At 44.7% G+C, this 14,450-nt stretch carries 3 protein-coding genes; all 3 read left to right on the top strand.

Features of this window, described 5'->3' with window-relative positions; translation table 11 throughout:
• Nucleotide 1: 1 nt before the first annotated feature.
• Genes VR7878_RS16205 through VR7878_RS16215 form a run of 3 tightly spaced genes read left to right on the top strand, consistent with a single transcriptional unit; the run spans nt 2 to nt 14,429 of the window.
• Nucleotides 2–5,557, top strand: a complete 5,556-nt coding sequence (locus VR7878_RS16205) for a type I polyketide synthase (protein ID WP_159440487.1) — start codon at nt 2–4, stop codon at nt 5,555–5,557.
• A complete protein-coding gene (locus tag VR7878_RS16210; protein WP_077337086.1) occupies nt 5,557–9,675 on the top strand; it encodes a type I polyketide synthase in 4,119 nt (1,372 codons plus the stop codon). Before VR7878_RS16205 ends, VR7878_RS16210 begins: the two co-directional genes overlap by 1 nt.
• Entirely contained in the window at nt 9,672–14,429 is a 4,758-nt protein-coding gene (locus VR7878_RS16215; protein ID WP_077337087.1) for a non-ribosomal peptide synthetase, read from the top strand. The genes VR7878_RS16210 and VR7878_RS16215 overlap by 4 nt, the downstream gene beginning before the upstream one ends.
• Nucleotides 14,430–14,450: the final 21 nt, after the last annotated feature.

Genomic DNA, 14,450 nt, shown 5'->3' on the forward strand with positions numbered 1-14,450 from the left:
TATGGAAAAATATTTACAGCAGATCGGACATTTATCCCGGAACCAGTTATTGCTGCTGGCTGCCCGCCAGCAGCAATCTTTGGAACATCAGCAGCAGTCAGCAGAGCAACGTTCGATAGAGAAACGACCGGACGTTCAGGAACCGATAGCCATTGTTGGTATGGCTTGCCGATTCCCTGGAGATGTCCGTGATCCTCAGTCTTTCTGGGAGGCTCTGGAAAATGGTCGCGATCTCATGTGCCAGCCTGAAGCGATAGGACGACAATTTGACTCGCGGCATCCGGAAGATCTTTGTATGGGATTACTCCGTGATATTGACTTATTTGATGCGGCATTTTTCGGGTTGTCTGAACGGGAAGTTGAGCAAATGGATCCGCAACAGCGTCTGCTGTTGGAAGTTAGCTGGGAAGCTTTGGAATGTGCAGGGTATAACCCTAGAGGGCAGAAAGAATCACTGACAGGGGTTTTTATCGGTATTAGTTCAAACGATTACGGGCGTTTTTCGACCGGGGGAGATAAGCCCTCTCTTTATAGTCTGACAGGAAATGCCGGTAGTGTCGCTGCCGGACGTATTGCCTACATGCTGGGACTCCAGGGGCCGACAGTATCCATTGATACTGCCTGTTCTTCATCTCTGGTTAGCCTTCATTTAGCGTGCCAGAGTTTAAAAATGGGAGAAAGCAATATGGCACTTGTAGGTGGTGTGAATCTGATTCTCGATCCCTACAATACAGCAAGTTTTTACGATGCTGGCATGTTGGCATCTGACGGTCATTGTAAAACATTCGATGCTTCAGCAGATGGGTTTGCCAGAGCCGAAGGCTGTGGAATGGTTGTTTTGAAACGTCTGAGTGATGCTCAAAGAGACGGGGATAATATTCGGGCTGTTATTTCAGGAAGTGCTGTTAATCAGGATGGGCGTAGTCAGGGGCTAACGGCTCCAAATGAACTATCTCAGGTCAAATTATTACGTGCAGCACTGAAAAATGCCGGTATGAGTACTTCTGATATTGATTATATCGAGTGCCATGGTACGGGAACGGCTTTAGGTGATCCGATAGAATTTTCTGCCCTTGCGACTGTATTTGGTGATGATCAGGCGCGCCGGGGAAATCTAATTATGGGTGCTGTGAAAACCAATATGGGCCATGCAGAAGCGGCTTCTGGTATGGCTGGACTTTTGAAAACTATATTATCGATCGAACATGGTGTTATTCCGCCAAATAAACATTTTCATCATCCCAGTCCTCATATTTTATGGGAGAAATTACCAGTAGAATTTCCGACACAATGTATGATGTGGAGTGATACAGAACATCCCCGGACAGCAGGGATTAGCGCGTTCGGATTTAGCGGGACGAATGCTCATATTGTATTGACACAAGCACCAGAGAAAACCTTGCAGAAAGTGAACCAGGCAGAGCGTTCCCATCATATATTGACATTATCTGCAGAAACCTCCGAGGCATTGGCGACGCTGGCAAAACGTTACAATGAAATGTTATCCGATAAGGAATATTTTGTTGGTGATGTCGGTTTCAGCGCCAATTTCGGAAGGTATGCTGCATCCCATCGGTTAGCTATTGTTGCCGAAAATACAACACAGCTTAAAGCTCTGATAACACAATATATTCAGGGAACTCCATCTTTACAGATTAACCATGCATACAGTGAAAACGAGAAAAAAATCGCATTTCTTTTTTCCGGACAGGGTTCTCAGTATGCAGGCATGGGATATGATTTGTACCGCTCTTCTCCGGTTTTCAGACAGGTGATCGACCGTTGTGAAACAATTCTGGCGTCAGAACTTGATTATGCACTTACTTCGTTATTATGGGGTGAACATACTCATCTTATGCGCCAGACTGAATATACACAACCAGTTTTGTTTGCGTTTGAATATGCACTGGCAACATTGTGGCAATCATGGGGGATTCAGCCGGATATATTAATCGGGCACAGTTTGGGGGAATATGTTGCAGCTTGCATTGCAGGTGTTTTTAGTCTGGAAGATGGTCTGAAACTTGTAGCAACAAGAGGACGTTTGCTAACAGTACGATGTCAGCCCGGCAGTATGATGAGTATTGCGGCACCAACTGATGTCGTTGCGACTATGATTCTTTCATTCCCTGGGGTCGTTATTGCCGCTGAAAATGGTCCGGCAAGTACAGTTGTTGCCGGAGATACCGATTGTATACTGGCATTGGAAGCCCATCTACAGGCACAGTCGTTGACGTATCAGATGCTGGTTGTTTCTCATGCGTTCCATTCACCGCTGGTCGAGCCGATGTGTGAAGCCTTTACGGAAGTGTTATCCCAAATTAAATGGGCTCGGCCTCAGCTTCCCGTGATATCTAATCTGACCGGCGAGCTTGCCGGTGAACAATTGTGTACCCCAGAGTACTGGCTTAATCATTTGTGTGAGCCAGTAAAATTTTATCAGGGAGTGCAACGGCTTGATGCTGATGGTGTGGATACCTATCTGGAAGTCGGTCCGTCGGCAACTTTATTGAGTATGGCTCGTCAATGTTTTCCATCCTCAATAAAACCAGTGCTCTGGTTACCTTCGCTTCGGCGGGGACATGACGAATGGCTGCAAATATTGACTGCAGCTTCTCAGCTTTATGTTTATGGACAGTCATTAGACTGGCAGTCACTTGAGCAGGGATTTCATCGTCAGCGAGTCACGTTACCAACTTATCCGTTTGAGGTTACTGGCCGATCATTCTGGTGCCAGAAGCAAGAGAAATCGTCTTTATCTCATCATGTAACAGCTCACTCTATTAATAATATTGATGATATAGACTCGGTATTATTGCCTCAGATTATTCCAATGGCTGAGGATGAATGGCTATGTTGTCTGACACTGGATCAGCATCACCCTGATTTTTTACAGGATCACCGTGTTCAGGGGACTGTTGTTGTACCTGCTGCCATGTTTATTGAACTGGCACTTGAAGCTGGAAGAGTCGTTCTGAAAGATGGACCTTTGTCTTTAAGTTCGATTGATATATTACGGATGCTGGTTATTCCTGATGGTGAAAAGATTGACGTTCAGGTTAAGATCAAACTGCTTCAAGATGGTACCTATCGTTTTTCGATCCACAGCCACCAGTTCCGCTGGGAGCAGCACTGTAGTGGAATCATTGAGTCTACGATACAGGTCAGGAACACCCCCCAGCACTCTTTGCAGCAAATTCAGCAGCAATGCCGCCAAGAGATTTCGATGTCGGAATATTATACACATATGGCTCAGGGCGGACTGGAACTTGGGCGTCAGTTTCAGACACTAAAGCAAATCTGGAATGGTGAGCAAGTGGCTTTGGCTCGGATTGGACTTTTGGAGGAAAGCGAGCAAAAGGGTTATTGTTTGCACCCACTGCTGATGGATGCTTGTTTTCAGATACTGTCCACATTAATTCCCGAAGATGATGAGGCTCTTTATCTTCCCCGTGCGGTCAATCAGATCCGACTTTTTTCTAAACCAGATTCTGCACAGGTATGGGCGACCGCCCGACTAATCTCGTATTCACCGGAACGGCTACAGGCCGATTTTGAGCTTATCACTGATGATGGTCAGCTTGTCGCTATGATCGAAGGGTTACAACTGGTTCCTTTTTCTGGTCAGCACGCTACACCGATGACCTTTTATCAGCGTCAGTGGATTGAGTGGAAGCCCGATGAGAATGAAGATTTCCCTCTGGTTCAGCAAACATGGCTCATATTCGCCGATCAGTCGGGATTTGCGCAAAAGCTGGCTGATATTTTGGCCGATGAAGGACATCAGGTAACTTTAGCCTATGCAGATTCAATACCGTCTGAATCGGTTGGTCATTCACACAATCAACTGGTATTAGATCCGAACGATAAGTGCGGATTTGAACAGTTGTTATCTATTTGGGGCGTACAGATAGAATCGACTGATAACTTGCATATTGTTTATTGCTGGAGTCTGGATACTTATGATGATGTGGTACAGAGTAGTCGTCTGAATGGTGCAGGCATCCTAAATCTGATCCAAGCGGTACCCAAAACGTTAGGTTCCGATATCCCTCAACTGACATTCGTGACGGAACAAGTTCACTCTGTTTTTAATGGAACAGAAGACCCGGTCATGAATCCGGCAAGCGCTATGTTATGGGGAATAGCTGATGTGATACGAATAGAACACCCTGAATTTGGTTGTCTTTCTGTGGATCTTCAGTGTGATGAACAGTCTGGATATATAGAACAGGCCCGACAATTATGTCGGCTGATCCACCGGCATGGCAAAGTGGATCAGGTTGCCATTCGTCGGGGAAGCTTGTGGAAAGCAGAACTTCGATCAGTGGTACCTTCGCAACAAAGTCATACCAATATTCGTCATGATCGTAGTTATCTGGTTACCGGTGCTTTTGGTGGTATTGGTCAGCAGGTTACAACATGGCTTGCTGAACAAGGTGCCGGGCATCTGATATTGCTGAGCCGGAGCGAGCCTCAGGAAGCACCGGATGTTCTGGAAGAACGGCTAGGTGTGCCAGTGACCGTTTTGACATGTGATGTCTCAAAGGCTGAGTCACTGAATTTTGCTCTTTCTCAGGTATCAGAACAGATATTCCCTCTGGCTGGAATATTACATTTAGCCGGAGAAGCACATGATACTGTTCTGATGAAACAGACGTGGGATGATTTTTCCCGGGTGCTCGCACCCAAGGTATGGGGAAGCTGGCATTTACATCAGTTCACTGAAGAACGTGCTATTGATCTCGACTTTTTTGTCTGTTTTTCATCGGTTGCTTCATTATTTGGTTCTGCCGGACAAGCTGCTTACGCATCAGCTAATGCCTTTATGGATGGGTTAATGCAGTACCGTTGCCAACGTGGTTTACCCGGCATCAGCATCAACTGGGGACGTTGGGATGATACCGGAATGGCAAAGCAGGTCTCCGGACACTTGGAGAAAGTGGGATTACTGCCTATCTCTGCTGAACAGGGGGTACAGGCACTTTTCTGGTTACTGGGTACAAATGAGAGCCAGATTGGAGCGTTCAATATCGATTGGGTACGATTCTTTGAGTATCTGCCTGAAGGTCTGCACCTTTCTATTCTGGATTCAGTTCGTCAGACTATTTCTACTCAAAGTACTTCTATTCAGAGTAATCATGCAGTTAGTCCAGAGATAACACAGTGGCACCATTTGCCACCGACAGAACAACAGCAACAACTGGAGATTTATGTTCGCCGACAGGTGACATCGTTGCTTGGTCATGGGACGGACCGACATGTCCGGCCAAGAGACAAGTTTTTTGATATTGGCTTTGATTCCATGATGGCGGTTGAATTGAAAAATCGACTTCAGTCTGGTTTAGGCCTGACTCTTTCTCCGACTTTATTGTTTGACTATCCCAACCTTCAGGCTCTGAGCTGCTATCTCGGAGAACTGGTTTTTGAACAAAGTCATGATGATGAGTCTGATCCGACACAGGCAGTTTCGGGGAATGTTGATGACATTAAATCACTGGATGACAGTGACATTGATAAGTTACTTGATGATTTAATTGAGGAAAATGTATTGTGATGAAGTCGTTTATTGATGAACTTAAGGGAATGTCTCCGAAGCAACTGATGTTATTGGCAGCTCAGATGAAACGTGAATTGACTGTGGTACAAAAACGACAACATGAGGCTATTGCCATTGTGGGAATGGGCTGTCGTTTTCCGGGGGGCGTCACAACTCCGGAAGTCTACTGGGAGAGACTTTGTGAAGGATATGATGGTATCTCAGATGTTCCTGCGGATCGCTGGGATAATGAGAAATACTACGATCCGGATATCCGGGCTCCTTGGAAGATCAGGACAAAAAAGGCAGGTTTCCTTTCTGATATTGATTTGTTCGATGCGGGCTTTTTTGAAATTTCTCCCCGAGAGGCGATGAATATGGATCCCCAGCAACGCATGTTGCTGGAGGTGAGTTGGGAAGCATTTGAACAGGCGGGAATGACTCAGGCACAACTCTATGGGAAAAATACCGGGGTATTCATCGGCATCAGTGGCGCCGAGTATTTATCTGCTCATATTCAGTCAAATCCGGATGATTTAAATGGTTACATGGGCAGTGGTTCAACGCCTAGTGTTGCTGCCGGGAGAGTTTCTTATACGTTTGGTTTGACCGGGCCCAGCATCACTTATGATACGGCATGTTCTTCATCACTTGTCGCACTCCACCATGCGGTTGAAAGCCTGAGACGTAGAGAGTGTGACAGCGCATTGGCCGGGGCAACCAATTTGATTTTGCTGCCAGAGACAAGCTCGGTCTTTTCTAAAGCACAGATGTTGTCTCCCGATGGGTATTGTAAAACATTTGATGAGTCAGCAAATGGTTTCGTCCGGGGAGAAGGATGCGGGGTCGTTGTGCTCAAACGATTGTCCGATGCTCAGGCGGATGGTGACAATATTCTGGCAGTGATTAGAGGGAGTGCAGTCAATCAAGATGGTGCAACAGCAGGACTGACAGTCCCCAATGGCCATGCCCAGCAGGCTGTGATTCGAGCCGCATTAGATGACGCCGGATTGACTCCAACAGCAGTTGGATATATCGAAAGTCATGGGACCGGAACGGCTTTAGGGGATCCGATTGAATTAGGTGCTCTGGGGCAGGTGTTTCGTCAGGGGTTTAGTCGGGAGCAACCGCTTTGGGTTGGCTCGGTGAAAACAAATGTTGGTCATCTGGAAGCAGCAGCAGGAATGGCGAGTCTGTGTAAGGTTGTGATGGCGTTACAAAAGCGCGCCATACCACCGCATCTGCATTTTCAAACACCGAGTTCGAAAATTTCTTGGGAGACACTTCCTGTCCGGATTCCGACACAGACTCAGGCATGGGAACCACGTGAGGAAACTCGGGTTGCCGGGATTAGTGCGTTTAGCTTTATGGGAACCAATGCCCATATTTTGGTTGAGCAGGCACCTATTCAAAAACAGCTTCCGGATGAACCGATAGCGGAACAACGAAAGGCATTCATGCTGAAACTGTCGGCTAAAAGTCTCTCGGCATTACGGGATATCGCAGCTGATTATCTGGCGAAGCTGCAAGGTGAAAATCTATCTGGCTTGGATAAATTATGTGCTGCAAGTGCTGTTAGACGCTCCGATTTTGCGTATCGGTTGGCTGCTATAGCTGAGACTTCACAGTCGATGGCGGAACAGCTACAAGCGTTTATCGATCAGCGCCAGTCGTCAGGTTTGCTCACTTCAGAGCAAGGGGAGCAGGAGCCGAAAATTGCATTTTTGTTCACCGGTCAGGGAAGCCAATATGTCGGGATGGGGAAGAATTTATATCAGTCGGAGCCTCATTTCAGACATGTATTGGATCAAATGAATGAACAATTTCTACAGCATATGGATGTCTCTTTGTTATCTGTATTGTGGGGAGAAAATCACCATCTTCTTGATCAGACTCAGTACACACAGCCCGCTTTGTTTTCTGTTGCATATGCATTGACAGCATTGTGGGAGCAGTGGGGGATTCAGCCTGATTTTGTTATGGGGCATAGTGTTGGTGAATATGTTGCAGCATGTACGGCCGGTGTATTTTCTTGGCAAGATGGATTCTCTCTCATTTGTGCCCGTGGACGTTTGATGGCCGAATTAGCTCAGCCGGGTGGAATGTTGTCTGTTCTCGCTTCTGTCGAACAAATTAAGCCATTGATCCTCGCAGACAAAGATAATGTTGCGGTTGCAGCCGATAATGGACCACGACAGGTTGTGCTTGCCGGCGATATTCAGACCTTAGAACGTATTCAGCAAACATTGCATACGATGGATATTACGGCAACGATGCTCAATGTTTCTCACGGTTTCCACTCTCCATTGATGACGCCGATGTTAGACGCATTTCGTGACGAGTTGGACAAGATCAGTTTTTCTGCACCGAAATTACCGATTGTTTCCAATATAACGGGTGAGTTGGCCGATGCTGATAAAATCTGTCAGCCTCAGTATTGGATTGACCATGTACTGGCTTGTGTTCAGTTCCGGAAAAGCATTCAGACTTTACAACAGTTTCATGTTGATACTTATATTGAAATCGGTACCGGGAATACTTTGTTGTCAATGGGGCGTCAGGTTTCTGAGAGGCATTCGGTATCTCGTCCTGTGGTATGGCTACCTTCTTTGGATCGGGGTAAGCAGGATGAATGGCAACTGATGAAAACACTGGGATATTTATATGTCCGCCATGCAAATATCTGCTGGTCAGGTGTTTATCCTAAGGGCTTTTCAACCCGCATCGAATTACCGAGGTATCCGTTTCAACGGCGGCGTTACTGGTTTTCAGACTCTCAGAAAACACTTCGGAAGTCTGACATGACCGCTTCATATATGTTTTCTGAAGGAAACTCATTGCTTGGAAAGCAGCTTTCTTTGCCAGCAGATGGTGATATTCGTTTTGAAAAATATGTCCAGTCTGACATGTCGGTGATACTACGCGATCACTTTTTGCTGGGACATTGTGTCATTTCAACATCCTACTATGCTGAAATGTTGTGGCTTCTGGGGCGTCAATTTGATCAAAGCTCTTGCTGGCGTCTTCAGGATCTGACATGGCACTCTCCCTGTATTGTCGCAGACGGGGAAGTAAAGCGGTTACATTCATTAATCACGAATACTCAAGATATGTCGAGGCAGGTTCAGGTATACAGTCAGTCAGTGGTTGAACATACCGATTCCATTGAACCATGGACAATTCATTTTTCTGCAGAGATGCATTCTGTCGATACGCAATCTCTTCAAGCTGTCCCTGAACAGAAAATAAAAGAAGTTCAGGAAACAGGGCGAGTATTTCAGGGGAAAGATTTTTACCAATATCTGTCAACGACAGGATATATGTTGGGAGATACATATCGTTGGCTGAAGAAAGGCTGGACGACTCAGGATCAATGTGTCGCTTATGTACAAATGCCGGAGACAGTGGCACTCGATACAGAAGTCTCTGTGTATCCCGGATTATTCGAATCTTGCTACCAATCCATGATGGTTTTGATTAACCAAATATATCCGGGGGTGCCTTATGCATTAAGCCGGATCAGCCAAATATCATGTTACGAGAATATTAAACCATCAGGCCAGTATAAGACTTGGGTGAAATTGACAACATTACCATCGGCTGCATCCGGGATTCCGGAGTCTCTCCGTGCAGATATCATCTTGATTCGCGATGATAAAGCTATTTGTTTGGTTTTACAGTCGGTTGAGGCTGCTCTGGTTAACGAAGACGCGATCCGAATGCTGGATAGTGCACTGCCAACTGCCGGGGATACTCGGATTTTTCTCACCGAGTTGTCACAGTTATCCGAAGAAGATCAACTTAAATCGCTCCAATTATATTTATGTGCGCTGATTGCTCCGGTTTTACAAATGAATGAACAGGATATTCCATTATATGAACCAGTCACCCGGCTTGGGATTGACTCATTAATGGCGATTGATATCCGAACCAAAGCCAAAAGAACGCTGGGAGTGATATTTTCATTAGAAGCTTTGCTGGGGCGGGGGACATTAAATGATCTGGCTGTTGATGCATTGCAGACACTAAAAGAGAGACATTTCTCGTTCGAAGGGGAAGCAGAAAGCCCGATACAGGATGTTGTTATAGATACACAGGAAGATGTGTTGAATTTATTGGTTGAGGGAGAAATATGATCCAGGAACTGTTTGATCAATTGATAGCTCAGGAAGTTGAGCTTTGGCTTGATGGTGATCGGCTTCGTTATCAGGGTCCGGATTCAGCAATTACTCAAGAATTACTTCATGTACTCAGAGAAAATAAACCTGAGTTAATTTCTTGTCTGAAAAAGTATCCGGAGAAGGGGCTGATTCGCTACCCCCTCAGCTATAGTCAAAAATCTCTTTGGGTCATCTATCAGCAGGATCCGGAAAGCCCTGCTTATAACGTAACTTTAGCAATCAGCTTAGTGCAGGATTGTGATCTGGATGATTTACACCGGGCTGTCCGTCTACTGGTTCAGCGTCACGCATCATTACGGACTATTTACATCGAAAGTGAGGGAAATCCAGTTCAGGTCGTTCAGCGTCAGGGAGCATTTGAATGGAATATTGAGTCCGCTGAAGCCCAAACCAGCCAATTACTAGAACACTGGATCGCTGAAAAAAGCGATAAGCCATTCGATTTGTCCAAAACACCGTTGCGATTTGATATTCGTCAGGATGCGTCGGATAGCTGGACATTGGTCATGACTGTACACCATATTGCTGCCGATTTCTGGTCGTTGGAAATTATGATGAGAGAGTTGATGACTCTTTATCAGGCAGTGAGAAATGAAGGAACGGCTTCACTACCTGCTTTACCGTATCAATACCATGAATGGGTTGAAAAAGAACAGCGTTGGTTGGCGTCGAGTGAAGGTCACATGAGCGAAGCTTTCTGGCTTCATGAAATGTCGGGTGGGCTCCCAGTTGTTCATTTACCTACAGATAAACCCCGACCAGCCAGAATGACCCGTCACGGAAATATCTGTCAGTTAACAATAGACAGCGCGAGAGTGAAACAAATTCGGTCATTATCAAAATCTTATCATGCGACGCCATTTGTTTGCCTGTTAACTGTTTTTCAGGTTCTATTACAACGGTTTACTAATCAGAATCAGTTGGTTATTGGCATACCGACTGCCGGCCGTATTGATGAGCATATGAATAATGTCGTTGGCCATTTTGTCAATACCGTAGTGTTTAAATCTGAGCTGAATTTGCAAGAACGCTTTGGGAATCTGGTTGAAGCATTTCATGTGCGGATTCTGAACTTGATGGAAAATCAAGGCTATCCGTTTCCAAAATTGGTTGAGCAGCTGAATCCTGAACGCGATTCCAGTCGTTCACCGATATTCCAGATTATGTACAACTGGAATCAGACACACGATAGTATCGATAAACGGGGACTGACGTCTGATTATCAGCATCTTATTGAAAAGATTTTATATACCTCCAGTTCTGGTGGAAGTGGGACAACTCATGATTTAGTTCTTACCGTGACGGATGAAGGGGAACAGTTCCAGTGTTCATGGTTGTATAACTCTGATTTATTTGAAGTATCAACAATAGAGAGGATGGCAGCATCTTTTCTTGAACTTGTCGATGAAGTGATTGCCCGACCGGAAAATTCATTATGTGATTATGAAATTATGCCCGGTGACGAGCGGGAGAAGATACTGCAACTCTGGAATCAAAATGTGTCAGCGATGCCTTCAGTTACAACTATCCATGAGTGGGTTGAAAAGCAAGTTGATATTCAGCCAGAGTCTGTTGCTGTCAAAGATAGTGATGGGAAGTCCTACAGTTATCGGACTCTCAATCAGCAGGCTAATCAACTGGCGCGGTATTTGAGGGAACAGGGCGCTGATGAACATACCTATGTTGGTGTGTTTTTGGAACGTTCATTTGACATGCTTGTCGGTATGTTAGCTATTTTAAAAGCTGGTGCTGCTTATGTTCCACTGGATCCTGCTTATCCAGAGAATCGTTTAGCAGCGATTCTTGACGACTCATCTCCTGTGATTGTCTTATCTCAGTTGCATTTAAAAGAGAAGCTTGAGTTTGACTTACTATCATCGGTCAATTTAGTCATTGCGATAGATGATTCTTTGGTAATGAAGACTGTCAGCCAGTTTATGACAACAAATTTGAATCTATCTTTAAGTGCTGATGCATTATCACATATTATTTTCACTTCTGGTTCTACCGGTCGCCCGAAAGGCGTGATGATCCAACACCAAAATGTGATTGCTTTACTAGACTGGGCACAACGAGAGTACCAGCAGACTGATTTATCCGGAGTGCTTGCCGCAACCTCGATTTGTTTTGATCTGTCAGTCTACGAAATTTTCTTCACTTTAATTTCTGGTGGAACGATTATTTTAGTAGAAGATGCATTGCAATTACCTGAGTCTCCGTGGCGCGAGTCGGTGACCTTGATCAATTCAGTTCCTTCTGCGGTGACAGCACTATTACAGCACCATGCTATACCTGAATCAGTCAAAATCGTAAATCTGGCAGGAGAGCCACTCGTTCGCCATTTGGTTGGGCAACTTTATGCCTTATCTCATATCGAGAGAGTCTATAACCTGTATGGCCCGAGTGAAGATACTACCTATTCAACTTATGAATGGGTTCCTAGAGACGAAAAGCGGGAACCAACAATTGGTCGTCCTATCAATAATACATCGGCTTATATTTTGAATGCTGATTTGAAACCTGTCCCTGTAGGTGTTTCTGGAGAGCTTTACCTAGGAGGGAGCGGTGTTTCTCTGGGTTACTTGCATCGTCCGGATCTAACTGATGAACGATTTATTCCAGATCGATGGAGTCATCAAAAGGGGAAAAAGCTATATAAAACCGGGGATTTAGTCCGCTACCTCCCTGATGGTCGTATTGAGTATCTGGGCAGAAGTGATTTTCAGGTCAAAATTCGTGGTTATCGCATTGAGTTGGGCGAAATTGAGAGTGTCATGCGTCGTCTAGATCATATTCTGGATGTAGTCGTAGTTGCAAAGACTGATGGGCAAGGAAATAGTCACCTGGTTGCCTATGTTATTCTTTCTGTTCAGTTGGATTCTTGGCAGGAAGGTATTCGACATCATCTGTATGAGTTGCTTCCTAAGTATATGGTTCCCTCTTTGTTCTTTGCGATTGATGAATTTCCTTTGGCGCAGACCGGGAAAGTTGATCGTCAGAAGTTAAGCGCTATGGTTCCGGAAAGTGGACCTTCGGAAACAGTTTATACTGCTCCTAGTTCGGCATTAGAGCAGGAACTGGCAGAAATATGGCAGCAGGTACTTGGTAAATCAGAAGTGGGGATCTATGATAACTTTTTTGCTTCGGGCGGAGACTCGATTATTGCATTGAAAGTCGTTTCCCGGATGAGGCAATCAGGTTATAGCATTGCTATGAAAGATCTTTTTGAATATCAGAGTATTGCTGAACTGGCTTACTTCATTTCTGAGTATACGACGGTATCCATGACCTCAGACTTTCAGGTAAAAACAATGGAGATCCCGGATTTCGGATATCGGGTTGAAAATTATGTTGATATCGGGAAAGTGGATTCAATTGAGTCTGTTTATCCATTAGCTTCTTTACAGGATGCTTTTCTGCAAGAGCTGGGTGTGGTGGAATGCTCTACTGTCGAGCGTTTGATTGTTCAATATATTGCTGAGCTGGATAAGATTAATGTTCAGGCATTGAAACAAGCTTGGGATAGTATTGTTCAAAGGCACGATATCCTAAGAACCAGTTTCCTGATGTCGGATTCCGGCGAGAAATTGCAATTGGTTCATCAAGAAGTTGTTCTGCCGTTTCAGGAGCTAGATTGGTCTAATCTTGAGCAATCTGAGCAAGAACAAAGTTTTGAACGCTGGCTCGATGAAGATCGACACTCAGGCTTTTTCTTCGAAAAAGCTCCGTTATTACGTGTTCAATTGATTCGGTTTTCTACCTCCTCGTTTAAAATGATATGGAGCTTTCATCATGCCCTATTGGATGGTTGGTCCGTTGATATTATTAAGCGTGAACTAGTATCGTTTTACGACCAATTTGCAAGCCAGCAACAACCGGATGTAACACTAGGGTATCCCTATTACCGTTATATTCAATGGCTACGAGACAAAGTTGCAGATCAGAAAGATAGCCGAAAGTATTGGCAAGACTATTTAGCAGGGAAAGAGCAATATACGCCTTATCCCGCATTGATGAAGCCGTCCGCAGATGACCAGAATTCACATGATTTTCTCCCTGCATATCATACGGTTGAGTTACTGGATTTGTTTTGTCTGAACCAACTGGAATCATTTGCACGGACTCAGCAAGTTACATTGAATGTAATTTTTCAGGCGGCCTGGGCATTATTACTCAGATTTTACTCAAATGAGGATGATGTACTTTTTTCTACTGTTGTTGCTGGACGTCCGTCGGAGCTGGATGGCTGTGATCAGATGGTGGGCTCTTTCTTCCAAGCTTTACCTGTTCGGATTCAAATGTCTTCACACTATGAAAAATCGGTGTGGCTAAAAGCATTACATCTCAATCAGATTTCTATGGAAGAACATAAATATGTCGGGCCAATGGTTATTCAGGATTGTAGCCAACTACCTGAAAATACTCATTATTCCAGTCAGACAATTCTAGTATTCCAGAAGTTTTCTGAAGAAACTAGTGAAGTCGATAGTTTAAATTCATCACATTGGCTCCATCGTCAGCCGGGAGCATCACTGCTGCATATTTCTTTAATTCCTCAAGATGAAACCATACAAGCCTATATACGTTATGACAGAAATAGTTATAGCCCTGAGTCTCTTAATAAAATAATGGAAAAATATAAGGATATAATATCTATTTTATCAATAGAAGGGGTTGAATATTTAGCTGATACCAGAATATTTGATTGATAAAACCAGATAATGCTGAAT

Source organism: Vibrio ruber DSM 16370 (assembly GCF_900163965.1).
GTDB classification, from domain to species: domain Bacteria; phylum Pseudomonadota; class Gammaproteobacteria; order Enterobacterales; family Vibrionaceae; genus Vibrio; species Vibrio ruber.